The organism is Anaerofustis sp., assembly GCF_019420015.1.
Classification (GTDB): Bacteria; Bacillota; Clostridia; order Eubacteriales; family Anaerofustaceae; genus Anaerofustis.
Genome location: NZ_JAHZIA010000007.1, coordinates 1 through 14,793, shown reverse-complemented (window position 1 = coordinate 14,793; position 14,793 = coordinate 1). Strand labels below are relative to the sequence as shown.

Genomic DNA, 14,793 nt, shown 5'->3' with positions numbered 1-14,793 from the left:
CAATATAATTATATAATTTTAATTACAAATTAATAATACGGAATATTTTATATATTTCAATAACTATTTAATATATAATTTTTGACTTATGTAGTTAATCCTAAACATTAATTCTTTACAATATTATTCATGTAATTTAGAATGTATTATAAGAGAATTTCTAACCGATATTTGTATGTTGTTTTTAAGTAAAAATTGCTTATTTTCGTCAATAAATAAGCACTAAATATTATATAGATAAAGGTTAAATATTCAGGTGAGGTATTTATTTTGAACAATACGATGGAGAACATAAAAACAAGGCTTAATAATAAAAGGGGAAAAGCTCAAATAGAGTTTGTTATTGAGGGATTATTTATCGGTATCGTTTCGGGTTTGGTTGCGATAGTATATCGATTTTTACTTTTGCAGGCAGAGAAGTTTTTATTTAACGGTATTGATTTGATACAAGGAAATACAATAAGAATAATATTATGGTTTGTTTTTTTGATATTGCTGGGTATTATTGTCGGAAAACTTGTTAAGGCAGAGCCTTTAATATCAGGCAGCGGAATTCCTCAGGTCAGCGGAGAGATGAAAGGATATCTTTCTCATAATCCTGTGAGGGTAATCGTAAATAAAATCTTGGGCGGTACCGCATGTATTATAGGCGGATTATCCCTCGGAAGAGAAGGTCCTTCCATACAACTAGGAGCAATGGCAGGTAAACTACTTGCGAAAGTTCAGCATAAAGGTAAAACAAAAGAAAGAACATATATTTCCTGTGGTGCAGGTGCGGGGCTTGCTGCTGCTTTCAATGCACCTTTGGCAGGAATTATGTTTACACTGGAAGAAATACATAAGAATTTTGACGGAAGAGTTATTGTCAGCGTTATGACTGCTGCCGTTACGGCAGATTTTTTGGCTAAAAGTATTTTTGGAATGACAACGGTATTTAATTACGGAAATTTACAGACGATTCCTTTGCAATATTTTTGGACCTTGATTGTTATGGGAATATTTTTGGGATTTTGCGGTGTTTTGTACAACAAAGGTATGCTATTTGCTCAAAGCATTTATGCTAAAATTAAAGGGATAAAACCGGAATATAAAATTATTATTCCTTTTGTTATATCCGGTATTTTGGCTTTAACTTATCCTTATGTTCTTGCAGGAGGAAGCGTTATGGTCGATATATTGGTAAAAGGTAATTTTATTGTTTCTACTCTTATCGTATTGCTTATTGTAAAATTTTTGTTTTCAGCTGTTTGTTTTGGTTCAGGGGCACCCGGAGGTATATTCTTTCCTTTACTGGTTATGGGGTCTTTTTGCGGTGCTATATATGGAAGTTTTGTAATCGAATATTTAGGTTTGACGGAAGCGTTTATGAGTAAGTTTATCATTCTTGCTATGGCAGGCTTTTTTGCTGCAACGGTAAGAGCACCTATAACAGGTATAATTCTGGTTTCTGAAATGACGGGCTCGTTGGAGCATATGCTTTCCATAAGTTTGGTAAGTGTAATATCCTATGTCGTGGCATATTTTTGCGGAAGCGAGCCAATATATGAAAGCTTGTTAGAGAGGATTTTAGATAACAGAAAAATTGACAGAAGAAAACCTGCAGGAGAAACGATGTTGATTACATATAATGTTACTTTTGAAAGTGAAGTTGACGGTAAAAAAATGGGTGAAATTATATGGCCTAAAAATTGTCTGGTCGTTTCTATTGAAAGGGGAAATCACGAATTTATTCCGCGGGGTTATAATAAAGTAAAAGCAGGTGATTTCATTACTGTACTTATAAGCGCCGAAGAAATGGATTATATGAATGAAATATTAACTCAGATGTGTTGTGAGAAAAAAAATAAATATATTACTTGATGAATATACAGTATCTTTAATTATGTGTTTTAAAATAGTGATTTATTGTTATTTAAATGGGAAAATACTTGATTTATACATCAAGTATTTTTTATTTGAATCTGAGATTTCATTTATTATAATTTGTGTTATTTTTCTCCTAAAGTAAAATATATGTAAAGTCAATGTAAAAAATATGGATACCCTATGTACATTTTATCTACTTGATTTTACAATTGTTATACTGATTTTATACAATTTTTATACAATAAATTTACGTAACAATAATTAATAAAATTAAAAGGAGAAATTTTATGACATTAACAAATATAATCAGTTTACTTGGAGGACTTGCACTGTTCCTGTATGGAATGCAGATGATGAGCGGAGGGCTGGAAACAGCTGCCGGAGATAAAATGAAGGGTATTTTGGAAAAACTTACTTCAAATCGATTCTTGGGTGTTATTGTAGGGGCTGTTATTACTGCCATTATCCAATCATCAAGTGCCACTACCGTTATGGTTGTAGGTTTTGTTAATGCCGGAATGATGTCACTAAGACAAGCAGTTTGGATTATCATGGGGGCAAATATAGGTACTACAATTACAGGTCAGCTCATTGCTTTGGATATTGGAGCGATTGCACCGGTTTTGGCTTTTGCTGGAGTAGTGTTGGTTGTTTTCCTTAAGAATCCTAAGGTACATTGTATAGGAGAAATTATAGCAGGGCTTGGAGTTCTTTTCATAGGTATGGAAATGATGAGCGGTGCGATGATGCCTCTTAGAGAGTCTGAAAGTTTCATCAGTCTTATGACTACATTTTCTAATCCTTTCTTTGGGATTTTGGCAGGAGCTGTTTTTACGGCAATTATCCAGTCTTCAAGTGCTTCTGTAGGGATATTACAAGCTTTAGCCGCAAATGGGCTTATAGGTCTTGATGGAGCGGTATATGTGCTTTTCGGACAAAATATAGGTACATGTATTACAGCTGTTTTGGCATCTATAGGAACGGGAAGAGAAGCTAAACAAACAACCGTTATACATTTATCTTTCAATGTTATAGGTACTGTTATTTTTACTGTTATTTGTATGTTTACGCCACTTGTTTCTTTTGTGGGCTCGTTTGCACCTGATAATGCAGCCGCGCAAATTGCAAATATGCATACATTATTTAACATAGTAACGACATTATTATTGCTTCCATTCGGAACATATCTTGCAAACTTTGCAGAAAAAGTATTGCCTGCCAATAAAAATAATGAAGAAGAAGATATTTTCTCATCTCCTCTTCCTACCCTTTCGTACCAGATCGGTACATCGGCAATTTTGGTAGAACAAATCGAAAGTGAAATAGAACATATTCAGAATCTTGCGTTTAAAAATATCGATGACAGCTTTTCGCAGTTGATATCCTTTGATAAAGAAAGAGAAAAAAGTCTTTTAAAAAGAGAAGAAAAGGTTGATGCAATCAATAATAAGTTGTCTGAGTATATAACTGAGGCTTTGGGGATAGAGCAAAACAGTGAAAACAGTTTTGTTATGAGTATTTATTATCATTTACTTATAGATATTGAGCGTATCTCAAATTATGCCGTAAGAATACAGGGTTATTCAAAAAATAAGCTAAACGAACAAGAGAAAGAAAGAATAAATACACTTCAAAAGCTTATTATATCTGCATCCAAAGATTTAAAAGATATCAATAAAGAAGAAGAAAATTATATTAATATAAAAGCATTATGTAAAGATATCAAAAAAAGCCAAATCGAAAGAATGAAAGAAAAGAGTATTTCTTTTGAGTTAACATTATTCTTTTCTCAGCTGGTCAACGATGTAGAGAGAATTAACGAACATATACTTGCCATTGCAAGGGATTATAATATGATGGTTGTAAATGAAGATTAAATTTTTTAAAAGAACACTATTAAGGTGTTCTTTTTTCTTGACAATATATATATAAAGAAACTATAATAGTTCACAAGTAAACTATTGTAGATTATTTAAGGTGTAAACATGTATTTTGTAAAAAATTTAGAAACTGTACTAAAAGATTTGGCGACGGTAAGAAAGGCTTATTCAAAAGTATTTACCGAAATGTTTAATGATAATACCTACTCTCCCAATGAGATAAGTATTCTAATTTTTCTTTATAATAACCCTTTAAAAAATACTAATAAAGATTTGTATATTTATTTGGATGTATCTAAAAGTTTGATATGTCGCAGTATTGATAGTTTAGAAAAAAAAGAACTGATAGATGTAAAGAAGGATGAGCTCGATAAAAGGATCCAGCGAATCAGTCTTACAAATAAGTCTGATCTTATTATAAAGAAAATATCTTCTGTACAAAAAGAGATAACATCTTCTATATTAACGAATATATCTTTTGAGGAAATACGTCAAGCACAAAGTACAATAAGAAAAATATTAGATTGTTTTAATGAGAGGTTGAAGTAATATGAAATTAAAAATGTCAAAAGAAGTGGATTTAGAAAATGCACCGATAGGTAAGTTATTGTTGATATTGGCACTTCCTGCAATAACTTCTCAAATAATAAATGCTCTTTATAATATGGTAGACAGAATGTATATAGGTCATATCCCAGAGATAGGTGCAGCTTCCCTAACCGGTGTCGGGGTATGTTTTCCCGTCATTATGATAATTTCTGCTTTTGCTTTTTTATTCGGTGTCGGAGGATCTCCAAGAGCAAGTATATTTATGGGTAAAAAAGATAATGACAGTGCGGAAAAAGTCTTAGGAAATTCTTTTATATCGCTGATTATAGTATCTCTTATTCTTACTGTTGTTATTGTGATTTTTAAAACACCGATACTTTATATGTTTGGCGCCAGTGCAAATACTATATTTTATGCGGAAAAGTATATGACTATATATGCTCTTGGGACAATATTTGTTCAGCTTACTCTTGGTTTGAATGCTTTTATTGCGGCTCAGGGTTTTTCCATGGTAAGTATGTTTACCGTTATAATAGGTGCTCTTACCAATATTATATTGGATCCTATATTTATTTTTGGATTTGATATGGGAGTTCAGGGGGCAGCATTCGCAACGGTTATATCTCAGGCTATAAGCGCATTGTTTGCTTTAAATTTTTTAACAGGAAAAAATACAGTTTTGAAGTTGAAGATAAAAAATTTCAAAATTGATTTTAATATACTTCTTCCTTCTATTGCTCTTGGTATAGCTCCTTTTATAATGCAGGCCACAGAAAGTGTTTTAGTTTTGTGTTTTAACTCATCTCTTCTTAAATACGGAGGTGATTTGGCCGTCGGAGCAATGACTATATTATCTAGTGTTATGCAATTTGCAATGCTCCCTCTACAGGGAATTACACAAGGCGGACAACCTATAATAAGTTATAATTACGGTGCGGGTCATAAGGAACGTATAAAGAAAGCATTTAAGTTAACCCTTATATGTTGCCTGTCATATTCGACACTATTGTGGTTACTTGCACAAATTACTCCAGAGCTTCTTATTTCAATCTTTACAAATGACGCTCAGCTTATGGAATTGTCGGTATGGGCAATTAGGATATATATGGCGGGATTACTTCTTATGGGTGCTCAAATAGCATGTCAGCAGACTTTTATTGCTTTCGGTAAAGCTTTAATATCTACTTTTTTGGCTATATTCAGAAAGATTATATTGCTGATTCCTCTTATTTATATCTTGCCTTTATTTTTTGAAAACAAAGTTGCCGCCGTATTTTGGGCAGAGCCGGTTGCGGATGTTATCGCCATTTTTACAACATGTATGGTATTTGTCTTTAGCAGTAAAAAAATATTAAAAAATATGGATAATAATGAGGTAATTAATGCTTAAAAAAATAAAAAAGGATGAATAGTTTCATCCTTTTTGTTTGTTTTGGGCTTCTTTTATTGCAATAGTAAGTTGGTCTGCACAGGAGGTATTTCTCATCCCACAGTGTATACCTTTTAATTTTGCTTCTATCTCTTCTGCTTTTAATCCGTCTACGAGTTTTGATACAGCTTGTAAATTCCCGTTGCATCCGCCCGTAAATTTTACATTTGTTATTACGTCGTTATTTATATCAAAAGTTATTTCTGTGGAGCATGTTCCTTTTGTTTTGTATTTATATTTCATTTTTTATCCTTTTAATTATAGTTTTTCTTTAAAAAATTTATATGTTATATCATCTGAGTAAGGTAATCTTTCATGAGTATATTCACAGTATACTTTAATATCTTTTTTACATTTAAGTTTATTGTATATTGAAAATTGTGTTATCGGAGGACAGGTTGTGTCCAATAATGCAGTAAAAAACAAAGTATCGCATTTTACTTTATCTGCAAAGTTTTGTACATCTATATAAGACAGACGTTCAAAAAATTCATCTTCTTTTTCGTGCAGAGTATCGTATTTTCTAAACCAATTTTTAAACTCAACATACACATCTTCACACATATTCATTTCAAATATTTTTTTAAAATCTGCCAAGAAAGGATAAATGACCGCACTTGCTTTGATTTTATTGTTTAGAGCCGCAACTACGAGACTTAATGCTCCTCCCTGACTTTTCCCGGTTGTTCCGATTCTGTTTTCATCTATGAAGTCCATATCGGAAAGTATTAAAGATATTTTTAAGGCGTTTAAATATATATTTCTGAAAAAAAGTTTATTTTTGTTTTTGTCATCAACACCTCTTATTATTTGTCCGTAAAGGGTCGGCCCGTTTGCCGTATAATTATCTTCGCTTTTTCCTCCTTGCCCTGGAACTTCAAAAGCTAAAAATGCAATATTGTTATACGCATATGGTACTTTTGAGTAAATGCTGTCTGCATTGGATGTGTAACCGTGGAAAGATATTACAGCAGGAATTTTTTCTTTGATATGCGTTGGTTTTACAAATTCACAATGAACATTTTCGCCGTTCATGCCCTTGAAGTATAAATCAAATACCTCTATATTTTCCATGGGGAAATCCTTTTTTTCCAGTGTATAAGAAAAATCTGTTTTTTTCATTTCCTCTATGCCTTCATTCCAATATTCATCAAAGTCCTCTGCTTTTGGGGAAATACCCATATAATCTTTATAATTTTCGATAGTATTTTTTAGTGGCATGTTACTCCTCCTTATATATTTGTTTTATTTATTTTTGTATAAATATTTTTTACATTCTTGTATATTTTTTTGTATACATTGTTATAAATCCGATTATATTTTTCTGCATTTTCTTCTTTTGGAATATAAACTTTATTGATTCTTACCATATTTGTACAGGCTTCTTCGAAATTTTCGTATATATTCAATCCTATGAAAGATGTCATTGCCGCACCTATTCCGGAAGCTTCATATGTTTGTATTGTATAAAGTTCTTTATTTAAAATATCGCTTAATATCTGACAAATAATATCACTTTTGGAACCTCCGCCCGACAAAGCAATTTTTTTGATTTTGACTTTTGATGCTTCTTCGATTTTGTTTATTCCTTCTTTTAAAGAATATCCTATACCTTCTATTATTGCTCTGTATATATGCATTCTTGTATGTTGGTCATTAAATCCCAAAATACTGCCCTTTGCAAGGGGTCTTAAAATATCTTGTCCCCAGTATGGTTGGAGTATTAATCCGTCACATCCTATAGGAATTTCTTTTAATTTACTATCCATTATATGAAATATATCTTCATTATTTTTTTGAGATATTGTTTCTTCCTTGTATCCGAATTCTTTTATAAACCAAGTTATTAACCAAAATCCTCTATATAAAATTATTTCGGGATTGTACATATTAGGGATTACACTGTCAAAAGGCGGAACAAATTTTGTAAGTTCATAATATTTGTCCGTTGTGGCTTGTATCGTAACCTGACTTCCCAAAGATATACTTCCGATTCCTTCTTTTATACACCCTACCCCAACGGTTTCACACGCTTTGTCGCTTCCGCTGGCTATTAGGGGTGTTCCTTTTCTTAATCCTATTCTTTCACATATTTCATCTGATATTGTTCCCATAACGGTTGTTGAAGGGGCTATGTTTGCAAGTTTTCTTTGTTCTACATTAAACAGCTTTCTTTTTATTCCATAGGGTTTATCATATGTTCTGTTTTTATAATCAAAAGGAATATGTCCGACTGTTCCTGCGTCGCTTTCTATGTATTTACCTATAAATTTGTAGTTTAAATATTGTGGAAGCAATAGATATTTATGCGTTTTTTCCCAGATTTGAGGTTCATTTTCTATAATCCAGTTAAATCGTGCATCTTCCATAAAGCTCTTTACCATTTTATCCATTCCGACAATTTTAAAAAGTATGCTGTAAAAAGGATTTAGAGGCTTATAGTTTTTTGCTTTTCTCCTGTCCATCCATGATATGGCATTTCTTAAAGGTTTTCCGTTTCTGTCTACCACCACAAATGTATCTCTCTGTGTAGTGATACTGACTCCTTTAATTTGTTCAAACAAATTTTTATTGCTTTTTCTTAAATCTATCAGTAATTTTATTATGTCTTCAAAGAAATCATTTGCGTCAAATTCTATAAAATTTTCTTTTTCGTTTTTTATGTATAAATACTCTTTTTTCTTTTTTAAAAGTATTTCCCCTTTTTGATTTATCAGCATTGCCCGTATACTTTGTGTACCGCAGTCTATTATTAAAACAATATGTTGCATAAAATTCACCCGTTTGTATTGTTTTTATATGTTTTATTATAGCATATTAAATTTGACTTTTTAGATTTTAATCAATAAATTAAATATTGGTTTATGTTATAATAAATAAAAATATAGTTGCAAAGGAGAGAATTATGAATAATAATTTTTTGGAAGCTAAGGCGATTGAGCAATTGGTAGAAAAATACTTTAATGCGGTATATGCGGCCGATATTGATACACTTAAAAAAATATTTCATGAAAAAGCAGGTATGAGCGGTTATTTGGGGGAAGATGTGATTGTCGGGACTCCGGAAATTTTTTATGAAGATCTTTCTTCTAAACCTTCAATGAAAAGTGAAAATATCGATTGCAAATGTGTTATAAGTGATTTGGAAGTTATCGGTGGTATTGCAAAAGTGACATTATATGTTGATGGCTTTTTTGGATTTGCAACGATAAAAGATTTGTTTCACTTAATTAAAGTTGACGATGAATGGAGAATAATACAAAAAACATTTACTACGGTTTAAAAATAAAGGGGGTTAATCCTCTTTATTATTTTTATAAAAGATAAGTAGACCTTTTTATGTATTTGGTTTATAATATATAAAATATTTAATATAAGTAATAGGAGTTGTATATGGATAGTTTACTTGATACTCTGGTTATGTTTGTCGATAATCTTGCACTTCCGATATCTTTAAATAAAATTTTATCCGGACATATTATTCCCGTTATAAGTAATGTATTGGTAATGGGATTTGTTTGGATTGTTTTTAGTATATGTCTTTATTTTTATAAAAAAGACAAAAAATTTACAGTACTTATTATCGTTGGATTATTTATTTGCTCTATAATCGGAAATGAAGTTATGAAACCTTTGTTGTTTCATTTTAGAGTTTTCTTAAGTGAAAACGGGGTTGGTATTTATCTTCCGGAAATAGGACGATATGCTTTTCCTGCCGGATATATAATGATGAGTGCGTGCAGTACTGTTTTGATATATTATAATGAAAAACAATTTGGGAAATATGCTTTGGGTATAACTGCGATTATGATATTTTTAAAACTTTATATAATATCAAATTACCCGGTGGACTTTTTTATCGGATTGGGAATAGGGATACTTATCGGTGGAATTTTAATATTATTTCACTTAAAAAAGAAAAAAGAATATGAAGAAATAATAGATTTAAATGATAAATTTCATTTTTAAAACAACCATAAATTTATGGTTGTTTTATTTTGTGTTTTTTGTTATATCAGCCTGTTATGATACCATTGTTATCGGCAATAATTGCTTTCTTCGGATTATTTTCGTCATATTGGATTTTTATTTTGTTGCCTTTTTTAATAAATCCCATTATAAATGTTTTCCTTTGTCCTATGGGGATTTTCCCTACTTTTATGATATTACTTTTTAACTTTGCTGTTTCTTTTATGTTGTAGTGTATCCCATCTACATTGTAGGATGCATATATTATCCATGGAGAATCTATTCCTCGTTTAACGATATTTGTTATTGTTTCTTCGGCAGTACCTGTATAATTTTTAATTTTTCTTTCCCTGCTTTTTTTACTAAATATAATTATTAAAAACACTGTTGTTGTAGGTACAAAGACTAACATCATGAAAATAATAATAATCATTATTAAATTATTTGACATAATACAACCCTCTCTTTTCTTCCAATTACATTTTTTAAGACTTATTTAGAAATAAACTTTTAAACTGGGATTAAGTTAATCATTTTAATTAGGTCTTGTATTTACTTTTAATAAAAGTTTTCTGCTTTTTGTATCTGATTTTGATTTTATTATAAATATATTGTTTTTGTTGTGTCAATAATACTTTCATATATAAAATAAAAAACAGAGGTCTTAACCTCTGTTTATAGTAATCTTTGAATTTTTTCACTTTTTTCCAATATTTTATTATAGTTATATTTTTCTTTTATATCCTCTATATTTATTTTTTTTAACTTATTTTTTTTATAATAGTCATGTATAATGTCATATAATGTTATTGTTTTTTCTTCGTCATTTTTATTGATTTCGCTTTGCCATTTTGTACCTTGGATGTTGTTTAAAGAAATACATAAAATCATACCGGTTATAGACAGTTCGTCGTTAGAAATAAATGTAACGGGATATTTATCCTGACTCATCAAGTTGAATACTTCTGAAAGTGTAACGATTTTATTTTCATATTGCAGTATATCATATTTCGTATTTGTGAGCTTTGATGCTCTGAATGAAATATAAAATGAGCTTCCCAATACGGTTTCTTTGATTCTTTCTTGTTCAAGATACTCTTTATTATTTAGTGAATACCTTTCTGCTTCAACGCTTATGTATTCACTTATAAGCATATTTATTTTTTTCTTGTTTATCTCTTCTTTTTTGTTTTCTTTTTGCAGCTGCTCTATAATTTTATATTTAAGTCCTATATAAGATATTTCTTTTTTTGTAAGGGCTATACTTTTGGGATATGTCAACTTCCATGAATTTTGTACATAATATTCAAAAGCGCTCTTTGAAAATGATACGGGGAATAAATTTTCTATATTGTTTTCGGTTTCGGTTGTAAAATTTTTGCTGTTATATTTAAAATAAAATATATTATCGATATTTCCTATTTTCAGTTTATCATCAGCCAAACTGTGATTTTCGTTTAACCGGCTTAAATAGTCCGGTACTTTATTAAATCTGTATACGCTTTTGAAATAAAAGCCCTCCGGCATTTTGACTTTTTTTGTGGCTTCTTTTTCTATGCCGTCTATGTTTATTGCATAATAGGATATATCTTTTCTGTTTTGTTTTCCTTTATCATCATTTTCGTCTTTTCTTATCATTATTAAAGGCTTGTTTTTCAAGTTAAAGTTTTGCCATAAATTTTCTTTTGATTTATATAGTATTTTATTTAATTGGCTAAGCATTTTTTTATCCACGCTGTCCAGGTCTTCGTATTTTATTGTTTTGCTGAAACTCTTGTAAGCATTGTTTTTGCATCCGCAAAGTGAAAAACAAAACATAATCAGAAATATTAAAGTTAATAATCTTAGTATTGTTTTTTTCAATTTATTTCCTCCGATATATATATTTATACCATATATTGACGGAAAAGTCATATTTTTTGATAAAATAAACAAAAAGGTACTTATATATAAGTACCTTTTAATTATTTTTATTTATTTCTTATCTTTTTAAGTAGTTGAATTACAGGTATATTTATAAATGATAAGATATATACGGTTATTAATTGAGTTATATTTAGTGTTTGAACCGAAAATATGCTTTGTACCGCAGGAATCAATAAAACTGTATTTAGAAGTACAAAACCTATGGCGAAAGCACCTTGCATATATTTATTGTTAAAAAATCTTTTGGTAAATAGTACAGGTTTATTTTCTTTACAGTTGTATCCGTGCATAAGTCTGGATAAGCATAATGTTGCAAATGCCATTGTACTAGCTAAAACTGCATTTCCGTTTTTGTATCCGATTAAAAATGCTGCTATTGTCATTATACTTATTACAAACCCTTCAGTTCCGACGCTTGTTAAGAATTTTTTATTCATTATAGATTCATTCATAGGTCTTGGAGGTTCGTTCATAACGTCATGGTTATGAGGTTCAAGCCCAAGTGCTATTGCAGGCAGACTGTCTGTAAGCAAGTTGATAAACAATAAGTGAACCGGTGCAAAAGGAACCGGAAGACCCGTTAATGAAGCAAATAATACGACCAAGATAGCGGCAAAATTTCCGGAAATTAAAAATTGTATTGCTTTTTTAATATTTGCATATACATTACGTCCGTTATCTACTGCTTTAACAATGGTTGCAAAATTGTCATCCGTCAGTACCATTGAAGAAGCGTCTTTTGATACTTCCGTTCCTGTAATCCCCATAGCAACTCCTACATCTGCCTGTTTTAATGCAGGGGCATCGTTCACTCCGTCCCCGGTCATTGCAACTATATTTCCTTTATCCTGCCATGCTCTTACGATTCTTATTTTGTGTTCAGGAGAAACTCTTGCATAAACACTTGTTTTTTCCACAAAAGATTTTAATTCTTCATCGGACATATTTTCTATTTCAGCGCCCTCGCAGGCTTCGTCATCATTTCTTAATATTCCTATTCTTTTTGCTATTGCCGATGCGGTTACTTTATGGTCTCCTGTGATCATAACGGGTTTTATACCTGCGCTTAAACATTCCTGTACGGCTTTTGCACTTTCTTCCCTTGGAGGGTCCATCATTGAAATAAGTCCAAGGAAAATCAAATCATATTCGTCATTAAGATCTAAAGTTTTTTCTTCTTTTAAAGTTTTATATGCTACACCTAAAACTCTAAGACCGTTTTTAGAATACTCAAGGTTTTGTTTTTCTATTTTTTCTATATCTTCTTTGGTAATTTTGACGTTTTTTCCATCTTTATTTATGTGTGTTACTCTGTTTAGTATTACGTCGATTGCTCCTTTTGTAATAACAGTATAATTATCTTTTATTTTATTCAGTGTAGACATAAGCTTTCTGTCACTGTCAAAAGGAATTTCACTTAGTCTTGGATATTTTTTTCTCAGTTGTACTGCGCTGTATGCATATTTTTCACCTAAGTTTATAAGAGCCGTTTCTGTAGGGTCTCCTATTTCGTTTCCGTCGACGTTTGTCGAGTCGTTGCATAAGATACTGTATAGAAGCATATCTGCATGAGAAGGATTATTTATGTCTATTTTATCTGCGGTTATATCTTTTTCTTCTACATAGTAATTTTCTACTGTCATTTTATTTTGTGTAAGTGTTCCTGTTTTGTCCGAGCATATTACGGATACACTGCCGAGCCCTTCAACTGCTTGAAGCTTACGTATTATGGCTCCTTCTTTTGCCATTTTTTGTGTTCCAAAGGCTAAAACAATTGTGACTATTGAGCTTAAAGCCTCTGGAATTGCAGCTACGGCAAGTGCTACTGCAAATAAAAATGCGTCAGTTATGTTTCCCCCTTGTATTACTTGAAGGGCAAATAATAATCCGCATAGTGCTAATATTGCGATTGAAAGTTTTTGTCCGAATTTATCCAGGTTTACTTGAAGCGGGGTCTTTTTCTCAGATGTATTTTTAATAAGCGATGCTATCTTTCCTACTTCCGTATTCATTCCTATGTCGGTAACTATATATGAAGCTCTTCCGTATGTTACGAAACTTCCGGAATAAACCATGTTCTTTCTGTCTCCCAAAGGAAGTTCTCCTTTAAGAGATTCTTCTGTTTTCTCCACAGCCAGACTTTCTCCGGTTAGTGCACTTTCGTCTACTTTTAGACTTGAGCATTCTATAATTCTTCCGTCAGAAGGGATATAGTCCCCTGCTTCAAGATGGACTTCATCTCCGATAGTTACTTCTCTGCTAGGTATTTCAACGATTATACCATTTCTTAAAACTTTTGCATTTGGAGAAGAAAGCTGCTTGAGGCTGTTTAAAGATTGTTCTGCTTTAATTGTTTGAACTGTTCCTAAAATAGCATTGATTGTTATAACTACCAATATTACTATGGCGCTTTCTTTTTCACCCAAAAACATTGAGATTACAGCTGAAATAATAAGTATGATTACAAGAAAATCTTTGTACTGTTCAAGAAATATTTGGAGTATGCTTTTCTTTTTTCCTTCGGATAGTTCATTGTATCCGTATTTTTCTTGGTTTTCTTTTACTTTACTGCTGCTTATCGGTTCTGTTGAACCGTTGATTGCCGTTTTTACATCATTGGCAGATTGGTTGTAGTAGTTTTTCATTCTCTAAATTGATCCTTTCATACAAATTTTTAATATACAATAAAAAACGAGACTTTTATTGTATATCAATATACAATAAAAGTCTCGCTGTTTAATTATGATACGGACAGTTGTACTGTCGAGATTGACGACACCATAAACACATTGTGCCAGCTACTCCCTTTTATTTGATATATAATATACCTTATATTGATTTAAAATGCAATAGCATTATTACGAAATTTATAAATTTATATATTATGGTTTTACTTTCTATGTAAATTTATACTGTATGAATGTTATTCTTTTGTAAATAAGACGTATTACAAAGGATTACTTTGTTTATGATAAGGTATATTTATTGCAGTGTTTTATGTTATACTGTTTTTATAGAGATACATAAATAAATTATGTAAAAAAATATTAAAAAAATAAAAAAAATACTTGACAAAATTAATGTTTTGAGACTATAATATAACGTACTGACGCGGGGTGGAGCAGTTGGCAGCTCGTCGGGCTCATAACCCGGAGGTCGCAGGTTCAAGTCCTG

General features: G+C 31.1%; 12 protein-coding genes. 6 read left to right on the top strand and 6 right to left on the bottom strand.

Annotated elements, in window-relative coordinates; translation table 11 throughout:
• Window positions 1-270 precede the first annotated feature (270 nt).
• The 4 genes from QZ357_RS00920 to QZ357_RS00905 all read left to right on the top strand — a co-directional run bounded on the left by QZ357_RS00920 (window position 271) and on the right by QZ357_RS00905 (window position 5,685).
• Entirely contained in the window at window positions 271-1,860 is a 1,590-nt protein-coding gene (locus QZ357_RS00920) for a ClC family H(+)/Cl(-) exchange transporter (RefSeq protein ID WP_290770804.1), read from the top strand.
• A gap of 293 nt (window positions 1,861-2,153) precedes the next feature.
• Window positions 2,154-3,743 carry a Na/Pi cotransporter family protein gene (locus QZ357_RS00915; RefSeq protein WP_290770802.1) on the top strand — a complete coding sequence of 530 codons (1,590 nt, stop codon included), beginning with the start codon at window positions 2,154-2,156 and terminating at the stop codon, window positions 3,741-3,743.
• Between the two features lie 108 nt (window positions 3,744-3,851).
• Complete coding sequence (locus QZ357_RS00910) at window positions 3,852-4,295, top strand: MarR family winged helix-turn-helix transcriptional regulator (RefSeq protein ID WP_290770800.1); 444 nt, start codon at window positions 3,852-3,854, stop codon at window positions 4,293-4,295.
• Between the two features lies 1 nt (window position 4,296).
• Entirely contained in the window at window positions 4,297-5,685 is a 1,389-nt protein-coding gene (locus QZ357_RS00905; protein WP_290770798.1) for an MATE family efflux transporter, read from the top strand.
• Window positions 5,686-5,709: 24 nt separating this feature from the next.
• On the opposite strand, the gene QZ357_RS00900 is transcribed toward QZ357_RS00905, so the two are convergent.
• Genes QZ357_RS00900 through QZ357_RS00890 form a run of 3 tightly spaced genes read right to left on the bottom strand, consistent with a single transcriptional unit; the run spans window position 5,710 to window position 8,495 of the window.
• Complete coding sequence (locus QZ357_RS00900) at window positions 5,710-5,967, bottom strand: TIGR03905 family TSCPD domain-containing protein (RefSeq protein ID WP_290770791.1); 258 nt, start codon at window positions 5,965-5,967, stop codon at window positions 5,710-5,712.
• Window positions 5,968-5,982: 15 nt separating this feature from the next.
• Window positions 5,983-6,945 carry an acetylxylan esterase gene (locus QZ357_RS00895; RefSeq protein WP_290770789.1) on the bottom strand — a complete coding sequence of 321 codons (963 nt, stop codon included), beginning with the start codon at window positions 6,943-6,945 and terminating at the stop codon, window positions 5,983-5,985.
• 11 nt (window positions 6,946-6,956) lie between these two features.
• Complete coding sequence (locus QZ357_RS00890; RefSeq protein WP_290770787.1) at window positions 6,957-8,495, bottom strand: FGGY-family carbohydrate kinase; 1,539 nt, start codon at window positions 8,493-8,495, stop codon at window positions 6,957-6,959.
• Window positions 8,496-8,629: 134 nt separating this feature from the next.
• Between QZ357_RS00890 and QZ357_RS00885 the strand changes: the two genes are divergently transcribed.
• Entirely contained in the window at window positions 8,630-9,007 is a 378-nt protein-coding gene (locus tag QZ357_RS00885; protein ID WP_290770785.1) for a nuclear transport factor 2 family protein, read from the top strand.
• 110 nt (window positions 9,008-9,117) lie between these two features.
• Window positions 9,118-9,693: a hypothetical protein gene (locus tag QZ357_RS00880; protein WP_290770783.1), complete on the top strand. Its 576-nt coding sequence runs from the start codon at window positions 9,118-9,120 to the stop codon at window positions 9,691-9,693.
• Window positions 9,694-9,739: 46 nt separating this feature from the next.
• Here the strand turns inward: QZ357_RS00880 and QZ357_RS00875 are convergent, their stop codons facing one another.
• From QZ357_RS00875 to QZ357_RS00865, 3 genes are all read right to left on the bottom strand, one after another.
• Window positions 9,740-10,144, bottom strand: coding sequence for a hypothetical protein (locus tag QZ357_RS00875; RefSeq protein ID WP_290770781.1), 405 nt, complete (start codon window positions 10,142-10,144; stop codon window positions 9,740-9,742).
• Window positions 10,145-10,368: 224 nt separating this feature from the next.
• Window positions 10,369-11,556, bottom strand: a complete 1,188-nt coding sequence (locus tag QZ357_RS00870; RefSeq protein WP_290770779.1) for a hypothetical protein — start codon at window positions 11,554-11,556, stop codon at window positions 10,369-10,371.
• 107 nt (window positions 11,557-11,663) lie between these two features.
• Window positions 11,664-14,264 carry a calcium-translocating P-type ATPase, PMCA-type gene (locus QZ357_RS00865; protein ID WP_290770777.1) on the bottom strand — a complete coding sequence of 867 codons (2,601 nt, stop codon included), beginning with the start codon at window positions 14,262-14,264 and terminating at the stop codon, window positions 11,664-11,666.
• Window positions 14,265-14,793 lie beyond the last annotated feature (529 nt).

Excerpts from the sequence above, each read along its gene's own strand:
- QZ357_RS00915 (WP_290770802.1), top strand. The coding sequence starts at position 2,154 with ATGACATTAACAAATATAATCAGTTTACTTGGAGGACTTGCACTGTTC.
- QZ357_RS00910 (WP_290770800.1), top strand. The coding sequence starts at position 3,852 with ATGTATTTTGTAAAAAATTTAGAAACTGTACTAAAAGATTTGGCGACG.
- QZ357_RS00905 (WP_290770798.1), top strand. The coding sequence starts at position 4,297 with ATGAAATTAAAAATGTCAAAAGAAGTGGATTTAGAAAATGCACCGATA.
- QZ357_RS00900 (WP_290770791.1), bottom strand. The coding sequence starts at position 5,967 with ATGAAATATAAATACAAAACAAAAGGAACATGCTCCACAGAAATAACT.
- QZ357_RS00895 (WP_290770789.1), bottom strand. The coding sequence starts at position 6,945 with ATGCCACTAAAAAATACTATCGAAAATTATAAAGATTATATGGGTATT.
- QZ357_RS00890 (WP_290770787.1), bottom strand. The coding sequence starts at position 8,495 with ATGCAACATATTGTTTTAATAATAGACTGCGGTACACAAAGTATACGG.
- QZ357_RS00885 (WP_290770785.1), top strand. The coding sequence starts at position 8,630 with ATGAATAATAATTTTTTGGAAGCTAAGGCGATTGAGCAATTGGTAGAA.
- QZ357_RS00880 (WP_290770783.1), top strand. The coding sequence starts at position 9,118 with ATGGATAGTTTACTTGATACTCTGGTTATGTTTGTCGATAATCTTGCA.
- QZ357_RS00875 (WP_290770781.1), bottom strand. The coding sequence starts at position 10,144 with ATGTCAAATAATTTAATAATGATTATTATTATTTTCATGATGTTAGTC.
- QZ357_RS00865 (WP_290770777.1), bottom strand. The coding sequence starts at position 14,264 with ATGAAAAACTACTACAACCAATCTGCCAATGATGTAAAAACGGCAATC.